The sequence below is a fragment of the Sorangium sp. So ce394 genome (assembly GCF_051474665.1).
Lineage (GTDB): Bacteria > Myxococcota_A > Polyangia > Polyangiales > Polyangiaceae > Sorangium > Sorangium cellulosum_D.
Genome location: NZ_CP150339.1, coordinates 3,547,403 through 3,562,857 on the forward strand (window position 1 = coordinate 3,547,403; position 15,455 = coordinate 3,562,857).

Genomic DNA, 15,455 nt, shown 5'->3' on the forward strand with positions numbered 1-15,455 from the left:
GCATTGCGCGAAATGCGCGGCGGATCTCGCGATCTCCCGCGGAGCGGCGAGGGATCCGGCAGGGGGCGAGTCTCCGGCGAGCACCTACCCGAGGAGAGGCGGAGTCGCTCGCGCTCGAGGAACGGCCGAGTCCGGTCGCCGGGGTGGCACGGCGGGCCACACGGGGCCGGGAGCCGTGGTGTATGCTGCCGCGAGCGGTCGGAGGATTGGATGATCCATCGGCAGACAGGCGAGATCGAGCTCGCGTCCGGGCTCCGCATCGGCCCCTCGTACTCGGAAGCGCAGTTTTTGTCGTCGCCGCTGGCGCGGACGGCCAACGCCCTGAGCCAGGCGCATCCGCGGAGCGGTTACCGGACGGCGCGCCAGCGCATCGGCTTCCGCACCTTCCGGATCACGCTGCACTTCTTCAGCGGCAAGCTCGCGTCGGTCGAGCTCTTCGAGGTGGGCGCGGAGTCGAAGGCCTTCTGGAACGACTGGTCCGAGAAGGAGGAGGCCGAGCGCAAGGCGAATCACGACGCGTGGCTGGAGTCGATGCTCGGCGCGCCGCCGTACGAGTATCCTTGGGGCAAGGTCACCTCGGAGCACGACCCGCGGGGCGGCTACAGCAGCATCGTCGTGCGCTTCGCCTAGCCGCCCTGGATCCGCGCGAGCGCGCGCTCGAGAGGCTCCCTGCGATCCCGGGGGAGCAGGCCGAGCATCTCCCGGCCGAGATCGAGGACCACGGGCGAGAGCGACCTTGCGATCAGCGGATCGTACCGGGGGTCGACCTCCTCGCCGCGCTCGCGCAGCGTGCGCAGCATCGGGAGCATCACGAGGAGGCACTCCTGCGCGTTCGGGCTGGAGGACCGCCCGATCTCCAGCAGGTGCTCGGCGCGCTCGCGCAGGCACGCCGTCAGCGCGCGGCGCACCGGCTCGACGAGCCGCAGCAACAGGCCAGGACCACGGTCCGCGAGCAAGGTGGGGAAGGCGAGGGGAGCATAGGCGCCCGAGACGATGTCGAGGCAGAGCCGGAAGATCTGCTCCGGAGAGCGCTGGCCGTGGAGCGCCTCCAGCAGCGCCGCCTCCTCCACCTGCCCGCGGCGGAGCGCCCGGAGCCACTTCCAGATCGGCCAGTCGCGGGTCGCGCCGTCGACCCGCATCGTCAGCCGCGCGTCGAGCGGCCCCGGCGGCGACAGCCCGAGGAACCGCGCGCCCTCCTGCGGCAGCCATAGCCCCCGCCGGGCCAGCATCGAGGACGCTTCCCGCGCGAGCGCCTGGAGCGCCCCCTCGGCGACCAGGAGCTCGAGGGTCGCGCGCTGCGGCGCCGAGAGCTCCTCGGGCAGCACCTCGTCGTGCTCGCGCCCCTCGTACTGTCGGAACGCGACGTCGAACAGCGCGGTGAGCAGGGCGGCCAGCGACTCGCGGTGCGGCGCGGGCGGCTCGACGCGCTCGCCGCGGACGCGCGGTAAGAGCCGCTCCCCTGCGGCGAGCCGGCGCTCCACGGCCGCGCGCAGGACGCCGAGCGCCTCCGCCGGCCGCGCCTCGCCGAGCCGGCCCAGCACCCGCGCCGCGTACGCGCCGACGTGCCCGTCGCCCCACGGGAAATCCCACCGGGCGAGCGGGCCGAGCGCCGCGGCGTCGCCGATCGCCTCGAGCGCCGCGCGCGGCATGTCCTGCGGCGCCACGTGCGCGAGCGCGATGCCGGCGCTCCCGCGCACCAGCGGATCTCGGGAGCGCAGCAGATCCTCGAAGCGCGGCGCGTCGATCGTGATCCCGAGCCGCCGGCCGATCAACCCCAGGGCCACGACGGCGCTCGCCCCGTGGGCGCCCTCCGCCGCCGCCTCGACGGCGCGCTCGACGGCCTCGCGGTGCTCGAGGGTCGGCCCGGGGAGGGCGGCGAGCACGCAGGCCGCGCTGGCCCGGAGCTGCGGATCGCCGTGGAGCGCGTGCCGCACGTAGACCGGGGCCCCGGCGCGCGCGGCCTCGCCGACCGCGTCGGCGAGCGGAGAGCGCTCGCGCGCGGGCGCCCCGAGGTCGCCCTCCGGCGAGAGGAGCTCCCGCACGAGCAGCAGCAACCGGTGTCGGTCCGGGACCTCGGGGGCCCCCAGCAGCTGGATCACGAACGGGACGACCGCGAGCGAGGCCGGCCACAAGGTCCCCTGGTGCACCAGGCGCTCGAGGAGATCGAGCCAGGCGTCCGCGCGCACGTCGGCGTCCGGAGAGGCCAGATCGTGCAGGATCTCCGGGATGACGTCGCCGGGCCCGCAGGGCGTCTCGAGGGCTCCCCAGTCGATGGCGTCGAGACCTTCGAGCTCAACCACATCCGCCTCGCCGCCTCGCCGCCCGCTGCCTGCGGTCGCGCTCGGCGTTGTAATCGTCCCTCCCCAGCATGTTGGGTGGCACCGGATCCGGGCCCAGGTAGAGCGTTACCGGCATGCCCTGGCCGCCCCTGCCCGCCCCGAGGCCGGTGTACTGGATGGCCATACCCTGGTTCTCGGGCAGCTGCCTGAAGTTGTCCATCGCGTTGACGCAGTTCGCGCAGGAGTGCCACTCGCCGAAGATCCGGATCGTGGAGCCCGCGAGATCCGTGCGCCCGGTGAGCTGCTGGACGAGCATGACCTCGCTGTCCAGGAGCCGGTTCCCGGGGACGTTGCCGACGCGGAACTCCGGGATCTCGGTGCCGTCCGCGAGCGTGATCCTCACGTCGATATCGTGGCTGAGCCCGAACGGATCGACGGACCACGTGGGCGCTCCGCCGAACCCGTACAGGTCGTTGCCGCCGTAGATCCCCAGCGGATCCGGGCTGCACCACCGCGCCACCTCCGGATCGAAGTAGCGGTACCGCGTGTAGCGCAGGCCGGACTCCTCGTCCTCGTACTGCCCGAGCAGGCGGAACGGCGGCTCCACCGTCCGGCCTTGCGCCGCGCGCTCGCCGTCCACGAACGTCTCCCGCAGCTCCCCCCAGGCCGAGTAGGCGCCGGACCACGCCACCCGGCCAGCGGCGTCGATGAGCTCCCTCGGCGTGCCCACGTGGTCGGTGACGTAACAGAACACCTCCCCCTGCTCGGCCTGGAGCAGCGGCAGGAACGTCCCGGGGGCGTGGACGAAGGTCCGTGTCCCGCGCTGGCCGTGGATGTCGGCCGCGAGCATGTCGCCATCCCAGACGAACTCGACGACCTCGCGCAGGCCCGTGCCGTCGTCGAACACCTCCTTGCGGATCCGGCGCCCGAAGGCGTCGTAGGTGAACGCGACCCTGGCGCCCGACGGGAGCCTCACCTCCCGCAGCTGATCGCGGCAGTCCCACACGTACGCCGTCGTGTCGTCGGGCTGCCCGTCCGCTCCGCTGCGCGCCGAGCGCTTGAGGACGCGGCGGCCCCGCCGGTCATGGCTGTACGTCGCGCGCTCCGTGTGGACCAGGCGGTTGCCCGGGGCGATCTGCCAGGGCTCCTGCTCCGCCGGCGCCGTCTGCGGCGCCGGCTCGAAGCGCTCCAGCATCCTCCTCAGGGAGCCAGCGACGTCGTAATCGAAGACCTCGCGCCGGGCGCCCCGCTGCGCGGCGACGAGCTGGCCCATCGCGTCGTGCGCGAACGCGGTCGCGCCCCACCGGCGGTCGTCCAGCCGCTCGACAACCCCGTTCTCGTCGTAGCGCCAGGATCGCTGGGCCAGGACCGAGGACAGCGCGCCGCCCGGGGGGCCGACGCTGACCGTCCGCTCGATCAGCCTGTCCAGCGCGTCGCGCTCGCTCTGGATCGTCACCTGTCCCGGGGCGTGCCGCGCGACCTCGCGCCCGAGGCGGTCGAGGCGGATGTCGAGCCGATACCCGTCGTGCTGCACGCCCGTCAGGCTGTACGCCGCGTCGTACTCGTACCGCGTGGTCGCGCCGTCCGGCATGATCCGCTCGGTCCGCCTGCCGCGCGGGTTGTACCCGTACCGGATGCGGCGGGCGCCCTGCGTCTCGGCGATGATCCGCCCCAGCGCGTCCCGCTCGAAGACGGTGACGACCCGCTGGCCTCCCTGCTCGCTCACCGCGCCGAGCAGCCTGCCCTTCGGATCGCGGTGGAAGACCGCGGTCACGTCCGGCGAGTCGTCGCGCACGATGTTGCCGAGCGGGTCGTGCGAGAAGGCGCGGAAGGTGCTGTCCGGGTAGTCGATCCGGGCGAGCCGCCCGGCGCGCGAGTACGCGTAGGCGAGCTCGCGCCCATCGAAGGACGTCTCCGTCGCGATCCGCCCCGCCGTGTCGTAGGTGAACTCGTAGCTCTCGCCGCGCGGGTTCCTGACCCGCCGCAGCCGCTCTCGCGCCGTGTACGCGAAGCTCCACGTGCCCCCGCCCGGCTCGGTCACCTTCGTGAGCACGCCGGTGCCGCCGTACTCCATCTCGTGGCGATACCCCATGGCGTCGGTGGACCGGATCGGCCGCTCGAGCGGGCCGTACTCCCAGCGCTCGACGGTGCCGTCCGGGCGGCGGAGGGCGAGCAGGCGCCCGAGCCGGTCGTACTCGACCGAGCTGCGCCGGCCGAGCGCGTCGGTCCGCGCGACGGGGCGCCCCATGGCGTCATAGGCGTACTCCGTCCTGGCGCCGCGGGCGTCGACCTGCTGGACGACGTTGTGCCGCGCGTCGAACGCGAAGGATGCCAGGAGGCCCTGCTCGCCGTGGATCGCGCGGACCCGGCCGCGCTCGTCGCACGTCAAGACGTACCTCAGCCCGGAGGGATAGACGATCTCGCGCAGGCGGCCGCGCTCGTCGTACCCGTAACGCTCCACCACCCGTCCCTCCGACTCGACGCGAGCGACCGGCAGGTCGTCTTCGTGATCCCACGTGATCACGTTCCCGGCGCGGTCGATCTCCCGGATCTTGTTCCCGCGCGCGTCGTACTCGTACCGGATCGTCTCGCCCGCCCCGTTCGCCTCGGCGAGGAGGTAGAGGTCCGCGTCGTACGCGCACGTCCGGATCAGGATCCCGTCCGGCGTCTCCTCGCGCACGACCAGGCCGTCCTCGTTCCAGTGGAGGATCCGCGGCTCGTCATTGCCGCTCAGCCGCGTGATGCGACGCTCGAGATCGGGCACGATCTCGACCGCATGGATCCCGCCGTCGCCCCAGGTCCTCCTGCACCAGCCGGTCTCGGGATCGTACTCATAATGGAAGCTCACGCCGTTCTTCAGCGTGGTCTTCACCATCCGGTGGTCCTCGTCGTACGCGTAGCGGTCCGCGTACCCGAGCGCGTCTGTCGCGCTCGCGAGCTCGCCCATGGCGGTATAGCCGTAATCGACCCATTGCTCGAGGCTGTCGCCCGCCCACTCCTCGAGGCGCGCGATGCGGCCGCCGTGGGTCAGCTTGACCCGCACCTCCCGGCCCGCGGTGTCGATCACCCGGCGGAGCCTCGCCCCGCTGTACTCCAGCGCGATGGCGTTGCCGTACGCGTCCTCGATCGATCGCAGGAGCGCCGGCCCCTGGGGCTCGGCCGGCGCGAAGCGCCGGGTCAGGCGGCTTTCGTGATCGTAAACGGCGAAGGCGCCGTCCGGGAGCGCGGTCAGGGTGAGGCGGTCTCCCCGGTGGAATGCGCGCTCGCCCGGCTTCACCGCCCTGAAGTAGACGTCGCGCCCCTCCTGGTCGCGGAGCGTGATCCGGTGCTCGCCGCGCTCGACGCGCTGCTCGAAGCTGTGGACCCACCCGCCGCGGCCGAGCGACGTCCGCTCGAGGGCCCGCGCCGAGGAGTAATGGCGCTCCCAGGAGAGCTCGATGGCGCCGGGGAGCGAGAGATCCACCCTGGCGTCGACGACGCGCCCCGAGGTCACGTCCACCGGATGGCCGGCCTCGGTGCACTTGCTCCGCGGCGGCGCGGAGGCGCCCTGGTCGGCGAGGTCCTTGGCGCCCTTCTCGGCCGCCTCCTGGCCCGCCTCGTCGGCGTTCTTGGTCGCCGCGCGGAGCCCGTCGCCGACGACATCATCGCCCTTCCGGAACAGGGGCCTCACCAGGTCGCCCGCGAACTTCGCGAGGAGCGCGCCGCCGGCCCTCGCCACGACCTCGAAGGCGAGATCCAGGACCAGATCGATCGCCAGCGTCAGCGCCCCCTGGGCGAAATCGCTGAACGTCGGCGTCGTCTGCACCGTCCCCGGGTTCAGCACGAGCGACGTGGGCCACTTGCCGTACTCCCAGCAATCCGCGTTGAGCGACACCGGGCCGCCGATCACGCAACACGTCGCCTTCTCGCCGCAGATCTCGACGGCTCCCCGCGGCAGCCAGCACTTGTGAGAGCCGAAGAGGATGTGGAGCGGCGTCAGGGCGTCGAGCGGATCGGGGATGATCCCGAGGTGAGGCCACAGGAACATCGGCTCATGCTGGTGCGTGACCGACGGGACGCCGTTGAACAGCACCGTCGGGTGCTGCCTGTCCCCCAGCGTGAACGGGTGGAGCAGCGTCAGCTTCCAGAACCACATCGGCGCGGGCGGGAAGATGTGAAAGCCGCTGTGACCCTCGATGCCGACGATGAGCCAGCCGTTGATGTCGTGAAAGTTGTGCGCCATGCCCGACTCCCTCGCGCTGGTGGGAAAAATCAAGCTTTGGTGGAGCTGGTAGGGCAGTCCCACACCACGGTAGAAAAAGCGGCGCGATGTGGCAAGGTGTGTCCCGCGCGCTGTTCCGCGGCACCTTGGCGAAGCGCGGGTATCCGTCGCGGCCCGCTCGACGGGGCGTCCGCCACGACCCTCGTCCGCCGCGTCGCCGCTTTGGGGAGCTGTCGTCCTCGCGCGGCGGCGCGGCGTTCGTGGCGGCGTGTGATCGGCGCAGCCACGCACGGCGGCTCGTGTACGCTGCGCCGCCGTGCGATGTTCCGGGAGCGCCGTGCTCCACCCGCGCCGTCTCGTGGCCGTCGCCGTGCTCGCCGGTGCCCTGGCCGGGTCGGACGCGCGGGCGGAGGACCAGCCCCTGCGCATCACCTACGAGGCGCACGAGGGCTGTCCCAGCCCCGAGGTGTTCCTGCGCGAGCTGACCGCGCGCACGAGCCGCGCGCGCGCCGCCGGGCCGGACGAAGCGGCGCTCGAGGTGCGCGTGCGCATCACCGGGGGCGCGGGCGCTACCCGCGGCCGGATCACCCTCGGCGCGGGGGAGGGGGCGCGCGTCCGCGAGGTCGGCGGCGTCACGTGCGCGGAGGTCGTCGCGGCCCTGGCGCTCATCACGGCCCTCCGGGTCGACCCCACCGCGTCGCTCGATCCCCAGCCGCCGGCCGCTGAGCCGGGCTCGACCGAGGTTCCGGCGCCCGGCGGGGCGGCGACCGCCGGCGGGGCGGCGACCGTCGGCGGGGCGGCGGACCCCGCCGGCGCGGCGCGCGCGGCCGGCGCGGCGGAGGCCGCCGTCGGCGAAGCGCCGGGATCATCGAGCCCGCCCCGCGCCGCCGCGCCGCCGCCCGCCGCCCCCCCGGCCTCACCGGCGCAGGTCGCGCGCGCCGCGCCCGCGCCGGCCCGCCCGCCGTCACCGGCCGCCCGTGTGTCCTCGGGCTCCCCGCGGCAGCCGCTGCCCGAGGAGCGCCGGTGGACGCTCGGCCTCCACGCGAGCGCGGCGTCCGGCGTCACCCCTTTCGCCCTCCTCGGCGGGGGGCCCTTCCTCGAGCTGCGCGCCGACGTGGGCGTCGGCCTCTCGCTTCGCGGCGCGATCGAGCTGGCCGCCACGGGCGCCGTCGACGTCGGGCCGGGCGGCGCCAGCTTCACCCGCGGGATCGGACGGCTCGACGCCTGCGCGGACCTCTTCCGCCCGGCGCGCTGGCTCGCGCTCGCGCCCTGCGTGGGCGCCGAGGGCGGCTTCCTCCGCGGCGCCGGGCGGGTCGGCGAGGCGATCGCCGAGGCGAAGCAGGCCACGGTGCCCTGGGCCAGCCTCGGGCTCCTCGCGCGGGCGACCGCCTCGCTCGGGGCGCGCGTGCGCGCCGACCTGCAAGGCGGCCCGCAGCTCCCGCTGGTGCGGCGCTCGTTCGTGTTCGAGAGCCCCGCGCAGCTCGTCCACGAGGTGCCCGCGGTCACGTGGACGCTGCACGCCGGCGCCGGCCTGTCGTTTTGATGATCCGGTCGCCTGGATCCGGAGATTGCACGAGGCGTGAGCCGTGGTGAAGCGCTGACCCTGGCGGAGCTCCCCGCCGCCGTCCCACCCGAGAGCCGGGCGGCGGCCGGGCGCCTCGCTGCGCTCGTGACGCAGCACTCGGCCTTCGTCTGGCGCTCGCTGGTGCGGCTCGGCGTGCCGCGCGCGGACGCGGAGGACGCGGTGCAGCAGGTCTTCCTGGTGGCGGCCCGGAGGCTCGGGGACATCGAAGCGGGCCGGGAGCCTGCGTTCCTGTTCAGCACGGCGCTGCGGATCGCCTCGCGCGCGCGGAGGACGCAGCAGCGGCGCCGGGAGGTCCTGGAGGACGAGCCCCGCGAGCGCGCCGATCCGGCGCCGGGGCCCGAGGAGATGATGGATCGCGCGCGCGCCCGTGCGGCGCTCGACGCGATCCTCGACACGATGCCGCTCGAGCTGCGCGCCGTCTTCGTGCTGTTCGAGCTGGAGCAGATGCCGACGGCGGCCATCGCGGCGCTGCTCGAGCTCCCGTCGGGCACGGTCGCGTCCCGGCTCCGCCGCGCGCGCGAGCACTTCCAGGCCGCCGTGAAGCGGCTGGAGGCGCGGGCCCATCACCGAGGAGAATCGCCATGACCGATCCCGAGCGCCTCCTGGACAAGAAGGAGGGTGATCTGCAGACGGCGCTCCTCCGCGCGGCGCTCGACGAGAGCCCGCCGAGCGGCCTGACGAGGCGTACGCTCGCCGCGCTCGGCGTCGCGACGGCCGCGACGCTCGCGGGCAGCGCGGCCGAGGCGGGGGCGAGCGGGGCGGCCGCGGGGAGCGCAGCCGCGGGCGGGGCGGCCGCGGGGAGCGCAGCCGTGGGCGGGGCGGCCGCGGGCGGGGCGGCCGCGGGGGCCGCGCTGAAGGTGGCGGGCGCGGCCAGCGGAGGCGGGATCTTGAGCGCGCTCGGGATCGGCGCGCTCGCGGGCGTCCTCACGCTCGGGGTCGTGCAATGGACCGACGTCACGGCGCCGGCGCGGCGCTCGCAGGAGGCGCCCACCGCGTCGGCGGCACCGGTACGCCCGCCCGCCAAGGCGCCGGCAGCGCTCGCTCCGCCGCCGGCCTCCGGCGCGGCAGAGGCGGAGCCACGGCACGTCGCGGAGGAGCGCGCCGACGAGGGCCCGCCCCTGTCCGGGCCAGCCGCCCCGGGTCCTGCCGCCCCGGGTCGAGCCGCGCTGGCGAAAGCCGCGCCGGCCGCGAGCAGCCCGCGCGCGCCCGAACGGAACACGTCGACGCTGGCCTCCGAGCTGGCGTTGCTCGACACCGCGCGGCGCGCGCTGCGGCGCGGCGATCCGGCGGCCGCCCTCGCGCTGCTGGATCGCCACGCGCGCGAGTTCGCCGGCGCGCAGCTCGCCGACGAGGCCGCGGCGATCCGCGTCGAGGCGCTGGCGAGCCAGGGAGATCGTGCGGGCGCGCGAGCGGCGGCGCGGCGCTTCCTCGAAGCGCACCCCGGCAGCCCGCACGCCGATCGCGTCGAGTCGGCCGCCGGCATCGGCGCGCGCGAAGAAACCGTGATCCGGCGGAGCGGACCCGGAGATTGAACCGGCAGGAGGCTTTGTTATGAGGCTCTTGAACACCGTATCCACACTCTGTTGCTCCTCGGTGCTCTCGCTGCTCGTCGCCGCGTGCGGGATATCTTCTCTCGGCAGCGGCGTAGGAGGCGACGGCGGCAGCGACGGCACCAGCAACTCCGGCGCAGGCACCGGCTCGAGCTCTTCGAGCGGCGCTGGCAACGGCTCGAGCTCTTCGGGCGGCGCTGGCGCCGAGTGCCGCGGCCCGAACCCCGCCGGCTGCAGGACGCAGGGCTGCCCCGCGGGGCAGAGCTGCGTCGACGAGGGCTGCACGCCGTCGAGCTGCGGATGCGACCCAGCGACCGGATCATGGTACTGCACCGACGACTGCGGCGGCGGGACGTGCGTGCCGGACGAGCCCGCGTGCCGCGGCCCGAACCCCGCCGGCTGCAGGACGCAGGGTTGTCCCGCGGGGCAGAGCTGCGTCGACGAGGGCTGCACGCCGTCGAGCTGCGGATGCGACCCAGCGACCGGATCATGGTACTGCACCGACGACTGCGGCGGCGGGACGTGCGTGCCGGACGAGCCCGCGTGTCGCGGCTCGAACCCCGCCGGCTGCAGGACGCAGGGCTGCCCCGCGGGGCAGAGCTGCGTCGACGAGGGGTGCACGCCGTCGAGCTGCGAGTGCGACCCAGCGACCGGATCATGGATCTGCACCGACGACTGCGGCGGCGGGACGTGCGTGGCCGACGAGCCCGCGTGCGGCGGCCCTAACCCCGTCGGCTGCAAGACCCAGGGCTGCCCCGCGGGGCAGACCTGCGTCGACGAGGGCTGCACGCCGTCGAGGTGCGGATGCGACCCAGCGACTGGATCGTGGGTCTGCACCGACGATTGCGGCGGCGGGACGTGCGTGCCCGACGAGCCCGACGAGACCGAGTGTCGCGCCCCGAGCCCCGCCGGCTGCAAGACCCAGGGCTGCCCCGCGGGGCAGACCTGCGTCGACGAGGGCTGCACCCCCTCGGTGTGTGGATGCGACGCTGCGCGCGGCGTGTGGATCTGCACCGCCGATTGCGGCGGCGGGATCTGCGTGCCCGACAGCGACGCGTGAGGCGAGCCGAACCCCGTCGGCTGCCGCGTCCGTGTTGGCAGCGGGCGTTACAGCGCGCGCCGGTAGCGGACCTCCGGCAGGCTGCCCGCGCCGACGCGCGCGCCCCGTCGCGCCCCGTCGCGGGTGAAGCCGGAGAGCTCGTAGAAGCGGCGCGCGCGGGTGTTCCCCTCGAGGACCCAGATCGTCATGGTCCGGTGGCGGCGCCGCGCGAGGTCGGCCTGCGCGGTGTCGAGCAGCGCGGCGCCGAGGCCGCGGCCCCACGCGGCGGGCAGGAGGTAGATCGTGTAGAGCTCGCCCACCGCGCGGGGATCGTCGTCGTCGTCGCGCGTCGGTCCGGCGCTCGCGAAGCCGAGCGCGGCGTCGTCGGCGCAGAGCACCCAGGCCCGCGTGCCGGTCGCGGCGCCGTGGAACAGGATCCGCTGCCAGCTCGCCTCGCGCGCCCGCACGGAGAGGGCGTTGAGGTCGGCCGCCGGAACGAGGCCGAGGTAAGCCGCCCTCCAGGAGTCGACCTCGACGCGCGCGATGGTCGCTGCGTCCATGGGCTGCGCCCGGCGGATGACCGCCCTCGTGATCCGCTCCGACATGGTGCCTCGCGACCCAGTATGCCTCTCGCGCGGCGCGCGGCGCTGCCGCCGCGTGGTCCAGGGCGCTCGCCCGAGCCGGGCGCCCCGTCAAGCGGCGCCTGACGCCGCATTCATCCCGCTGCTCCATCCCCTGCCGGCGCCGGTCCCCTAAGGTCCGGGTGTGCGCGGCGACGCAACCGAGCGCTGCAAACGGAGCCGAAGGAGGAAACCATGCTGTGCAAGGAGATCATGAAGAGGGAGATCCAGTGCGTCATCACCTCGGACACGATCCAGACGGCCGCGCGCAAGATGCGCGACGCGAACGTCGGCTTCCTTCCTGTGTGCGACGACGAGGGGAAGGTGCTCGGCACGCTCACGGACCGCGATCTCGCCATCCGGGTGCTGGCCGACAGCCGCCCGCTGAGCACGAAGGCGGGCGACGTCATGACCCGCGCGGTGGTCGCGTGCCGGCCCGACGACGAGGTGCACCGCGCCGAGCAGCTGATGGGGCAGCACCACAAGTCGCGCGTCCTGTGCACGGACGCGGACGGCCGGCTGGTCGGCATCATCAGCCTGTCGGACATCGCGCAGCGCGAGGACGACAAGACCACGGCGCAGACCGTCCGCCGGGTGACCGAGCGGGAGGCGGCGCACGGCGCAAGGGCGTCGTAGCGGCGCTCGCGAAGGGGGCCGCCTCGACCGCCCCCGGGGCCTACGGCGGGGCGATCCGGCCTCAGCGGCGCTGCGCGATCACCCCGGGCCGCGCAGCGCTTCGACCAGGGCCTCGACCAGCGTGCGCACCGGCAGCGAGGGCGCCCGCTCGCCGAGCAGCTCGAGCACGTCCTCGTCGTCCTCGCCGCACGAGAGCTGCACGGCCGCGACCACGGCGCCATCGCGCTCGACCGCCAGGTCGAAGATCCCCTCCTCGTCGCTCACCGGCGCGCCGAGCAGCGCCGACAGGCGGCGGCCGAGCAGCTCGGCCAGCGGCTCGTCGCCGCCGAGGCCTGCCTCGTCGGGCTCGATCCTGGCCTGGACCGGGCGCGCCGGCCCCCCGCTCACCTCGGCCCCCTGGCGATCGAGCCGGAAACGCAACCCACGCGCCTCGAAGATCCCCGTCGTCACGCGCCCGATCAAGGCACGCCGCGCGCGCCCGGGCAAGCCGGTCCGAGCGCGATCGCTCTCCGCGGCCCGCGTCGGGCTCACAGCACGCTGACGAGCGGCCCGGCGTCGCCGTCGAGCCATTGCTCGGAGATCACGAAGCTGGTCGAGATCCCGAGCTGGCCGCGGTACGCCCACACGCCCGTGAGGATCTCGATCACCCTCCGGTCGCCGCGCCGGACGGGGAAGACCACGGAGACGCCGCTCGCGAGCTCCTCGCCGTTCTTCTGGTCCAGCCGGAACCACGCCTCGCCGGCGCTCGCTCCGAGCGTCCTCACGGCGGCCAGCGAGGGCGCCGTGCAGTCGATGCGCAGCCACTCGCGCCGCATCCGCGCCTTGCACGCGGCGCCGCTCTTGTCCCTCGCGAGCCGCACCGGCTCGGCGTCGTCCCACTCCGCCATCGCGGGCCGCGGCGTCCGCTCGGGCGCGGGCGGCGCCTCTTCCAGCGCGCGCGGCTCGGGCGCCGCCGCGCCGTCCCCCCCGTCCGGCGCGCCCTCTCCCCCGTCCGGGAGGGCTGCCCCCGTCTCTGCCCGAGGTCCGGCCGCGGCGCCGTCCGGCGCGGCGGCCACGGCGCCGGACGGCGCCGCGGTCTGGGCGCTCTGCGGCTCTGCGGCTTGCGCCGGCGCGAGCGCGCCGAGCAGGACTGTCCCGATCCAAAGGAGCTTCTTCATAACGTCCTCAAGAAGGCGACGAGCGCCGCCTTGTCCTTCTTCGACATGTGGCTCGTGCGGCCCATGCGATCCTCGTTGTTCTCGACGAGCTCCTCGAGCGTCCTCGCGGAGCCGTCGTGGTAATAGGGCGCCGTCCCGGCGACGAAGCGCAGCGATGGCGTCTTGAACACCTGGTCCTTCTTCTCCCTGTAAAACCCCGGCTGGGCGACGAAGCGCGGCATCGGGTAGCCCATCCGGTCGGTGTACTCGGTCTCGGGCACATGGCACCGGGAGCACTGGGCCGCCTCGCTCGTGAAGAGCGCGAATCCGTGCTTCTCCTGCGGCGTGAGCGGCCGATCCTCCCGCGGCGGGGGCGCGAGGCCCTCGCGCAGGAAGCTGGCGAGGTAGGTCGCGCGCAGCCCGAGCGCGCCGTCCTTGGCGCCGCCCGTCCCCCATCGATGCAGGCCGAAGCCCTCCAGGATGCGCGCGGCCAGGCTCTCGCTCTGGGCGTTCCAGCCATAAGGGCCCACGGCCGAGACGCGCCCCGCGAGCATGGGTGTCTGTCGCGCCACGCCGCCCGCGAGCCCTTCCATCGGCCGGTTGTCGGCGGATCCGAAGAAATTGGCGAAGTCGCCGCCGCTGACCTCGTGCCACACGTGGCCGTCGTCGCGCCCGTCGGGGTGGCACCCGGCGCACCCGAGCCCGCCGCTCGTGAGCCAGTCGGTCGCGTTGTAGAAGAGCCTCCGGCCGACGGCGGCCTGCTCGACGAGCGGAGGCTCGGCCAGCCGGATGAACGGCACGGGCCCCGGCTCGTAGCGCGCGCCCGCCTTGTGCTCGTCGAGGCGGACGATGGCGAGCGTGTCGGTCGAGCGGCAGTACACCCACGCCACGGACTCGTCGCCGGACAGGGCGACGCCGCTCGGCGCGCCGCACAGGGTCGCGGCGCCGACGTCGCGCGCGAGGGCGTCCACGGACCCCGGCGCCGCGGCGACGGTCGCCGGCGAGCTGCCGAGCCGGTAGGTGCCGAGGGGCCGGAGCGCCGGATCGATCGAGAGCGCGTCGAGCTCCACCAGGGCGTCGGTGCCCTCGCTGGCGACGAGCAGCGTGCGGGTGCTCTCGCGGTACACGACGGCGCGCGGCTGGACGAACGGGGCGAGCTCGGTCTTCGGCGCCTCGAGCTCCGGGTCGCCGGCGATGTCGAGCTCGAAGTCCCGCGCGATCCGGCTCGGAGCGCCCTCGCGGCGGCGGGGCGCGAGGGGCTCGTCGTTGCCCGTCTGCAGGGCGTCGACCGTGGCGGCGCCGAACCACGAGAGCTCGCCGATCGCGCCGAGCGCGTGGCGCGCGACGAACAGGCGGCGGCCGTCCGGGGAGAGCGCGGCCGCGTATCCGAGGGAGGCGGCGCGCGGCTCGTCCGGCGGGGCGCGGTACGGCGACGGGGGGAGCGCGATCGACCGCGCCTTGGGCGGAGAGCGCAGCTCGATCCGGGTGAGGGCCGCGGACGTGAGGTGCGTGACGTACGCGGCCGCGCCGTCCTCGCGGACCACGACGCCGCGGGGCTCGCGCGCGACGTCGATCGACCATGACGTCGAGGCGGTCGCGAGATCCACGGCGGAGACCTTGGCGGTCCAGGCGCTGGTGACGATGGCGGTGCGCTCGTCCGGCGTGATGGCCAGCCCCCAGGCGTCGGCCGGCAGCGGCACGCGCGCGACCTCCGCGAGGCCAGCGGTCGGATCCGGGCGCATGACGAGCAGCAGCCCGGGGTCTCGGATCGTGACGAGCACGCGGTCGTCGAGCGCGAGGACCTGCGCGGGGCGCCCTGGCATGGCGATCGCGACGGGCGGTGTGCTCACGTCCACGGGCAGCGGGATGCGGCGGACGACGCGGTGGTCCTCGTCGGCCAGGTAGAGCGCGTCGCCCTGGGGCGCGCGCACGAGGGCGCCGCCGGCGCGCAGGGCCGCGCGGAGCTTCGCGGACGGCGGCGTCGTGGACGGCGCTTGAGGGGGAGACGGCGGCGGCGTCGCGGTCTCCTCGGCTCCGGCATTCCGCTCGTCCGGCGCGGGTTGCCTGGAGGGGGGTGAGCAGGCCGAGGCGAGGAGGGCGGCGGCCAGAAGGAGAGTCGGTGTTCGCGGGTTCATCGGGCGCCCGCAACAACGACGCCGCGCGGTGGGGGTATTCCAGGAGTTACCGGGTCTGGGGACCCCGGTGGGCGGAGCGCCGGGAGCGGTTGCAGGTTCCGGACGGAGCGCTCTCCGGCGTCGAGGTGCTCGGCGCGCGGCGCGTGGTCGAGCGCGGCGGCGGGTGAGGCGTTGAACGGGTGCCCGGAACCCCACAGCCGCTAGGGGGACCGACCACGGGCGACGCCCGCGCGACCTGAACGATGCTGGTCCTGGCGGCCGGCGCGACCCCGCC

Annotated in this window: 13 protein-coding genes; 7 read left to right on the top strand and 6 right to left on the bottom strand. The window is 74.7% G+C overall.

Going from position 1 to position 15,455, the window contains the following annotated elements:
* The first annotated feature begins 210 nt into the window (after window positions 1-210).
* Window positions 211-630, top strand: a complete 420-nt coding sequence (locus WMF33_RS13275) for a hypothetical protein (RefSeq protein ID WP_437337477.1) — start codon at window positions 211-213, stop codon at window positions 628-630.
* Here WMF33_RS13275 and WMF33_RS13280 read toward each other — a convergent pair.
* Together WMF33_RS13280 and WMF33_RS13285 are read right to left on the bottom strand one after the other, a co-directional pair.
* Window positions 627-2,300: a hypothetical protein gene (locus WMF33_RS13280; protein WP_437337478.1), complete on the bottom strand. Its 1,674-nt coding sequence runs from the start codon at window positions 2,298-2,300 to the stop codon at window positions 627-629. The two genes, WMF33_RS13275 and WMF33_RS13280, sit on opposite strands and share 4 nt — an antisense overlap.
* Entirely contained in the window at window positions 2,293-6,501 is a 4,209-nt protein-coding gene (locus tag WMF33_RS13285; RefSeq protein ID WP_437337479.1) for a DUF6531 domain-containing protein, read from the bottom strand. The genes WMF33_RS13280 and WMF33_RS13285 overlap by 8 nt, the downstream gene beginning before the upstream one ends.
* Before the next feature lie 295 nt (window positions 6,502-6,796).
* Here WMF33_RS13285 and WMF33_RS13290 point away from each other — a divergent pair, with 295 nt between their 5' ends.
* From WMF33_RS13290 to WMF33_RS13305, 4 genes are read left to right on the top strand one after another with little or no spacing between them, the layout of a single operon-like run.
* On the top strand, window positions 6,797-8,023 hold the full coding sequence (locus WMF33_RS13290; protein ID WP_437337480.1) for a hypothetical protein: 1,227 nt from the start codon (window positions 6,797-6,799) through the stop codon (window positions 8,021-8,023).
* A 36-nt stretch (window positions 8,024-8,059) separates the two neighbouring features.
* A complete protein-coding gene (locus WMF33_RS13295) occupies window positions 8,060-8,650 on the top strand; it encodes an RNA polymerase sigma factor (protein WP_437337481.1) in 591 nt (196 codons plus the stop codon).
* Window positions 8,647-9,597 (top strand): hypothetical protein, encoded by a 951-nt coding sequence (locus tag WMF33_RS13300; RefSeq protein ID WP_437337482.1) that lies wholly within the window; start codon window positions 8,647-8,649, stop codon window positions 9,595-9,597. The genes WMF33_RS13295 and WMF33_RS13300 overlap by 4 nt, the downstream gene beginning before the upstream one ends.
* A gap of 19 nt (window positions 9,598-9,616) precedes the next feature.
* Window positions 9,617-10,675: a hypothetical protein gene (locus WMF33_RS13305; RefSeq protein ID WP_437337483.1), complete on the top strand. Its 1,059-nt coding sequence runs from the start codon at window positions 9,617-9,619 to the stop codon at window positions 10,673-10,675.
* A gap of 47 nt (window positions 10,676-10,722) precedes the next feature.
* Here the strand turns inward: WMF33_RS13305 and WMF33_RS13310 are convergent, their stop codons facing one another.
* On the bottom strand, window positions 10,723-11,259 hold the full coding sequence (locus WMF33_RS13310) for a GNAT family N-acetyltransferase (RefSeq protein ID WP_061626481.1): 537 nt from the start codon (window positions 11,257-11,259) through the stop codon (window positions 10,723-10,725).
* 210 nt (window positions 11,260-11,469) lie between these two features.
* Here WMF33_RS13310 and WMF33_RS13315 point away from each other — a divergent pair, with 210 nt between their 5' ends.
* Window positions 11,470-11,910 carry a CBS domain-containing protein gene (locus tag WMF33_RS13315; RefSeq protein ID WP_437337484.1) on the top strand — a complete coding sequence of 147 codons (441 nt, stop codon included), beginning with the start codon at window positions 11,470-11,472 and terminating at the stop codon, window positions 11,908-11,910.
* A 78-nt stretch (window positions 11,911-11,988) separates the two neighbouring features.
* On the opposite strand, the gene WMF33_RS13320 is transcribed toward WMF33_RS13315, so the two are convergent.
* From WMF33_RS13320 to WMF33_RS13330, 3 genes are all read right to left on the bottom strand, one after another.
* Window positions 11,989-12,360: a hypothetical protein gene (locus tag WMF33_RS13320; RefSeq protein WP_437337485.1), complete on the bottom strand. Its 372-nt coding sequence runs from the start codon at window positions 12,358-12,360 to the stop codon at window positions 11,989-11,991.
* Window positions 12,361-12,437: 77 nt separating this feature from the next.
* Complete coding sequence (locus tag WMF33_RS13325) at window positions 12,438-13,067, bottom strand: hypothetical protein (protein ID WP_437337486.1); 630 nt, start codon at window positions 13,065-13,067, stop codon at window positions 12,438-12,440.
* The gene (locus WMF33_RS13330) at window positions 13,064-15,181 is read right to left on the bottom strand and encodes a hypothetical protein (protein WP_437337487.1); all 2,118 of its coding nucleotides are present in this window, start codon (window positions 15,179-15,181) and stop codon (window positions 13,064-13,066) included. Before WMF33_RS13330 ends, WMF33_RS13325 begins: the two co-directional genes overlap by 4 nt.
* Between WMF33_RS13330 and WMF33_RS13335 the strand changes: the two genes are divergently transcribed.
* Window positions 15,166-15,348: a hypothetical protein gene (locus tag WMF33_RS13335; RefSeq protein ID WP_437337488.1), complete on the top strand. Its 183-nt coding sequence runs from the start codon at window positions 15,166-15,168 to the stop codon at window positions 15,346-15,348. The genes WMF33_RS13330 and WMF33_RS13335 overlap by 16 nt on opposite strands.
* Window positions 15,349-15,455: the final 107 nt, after the last annotated feature.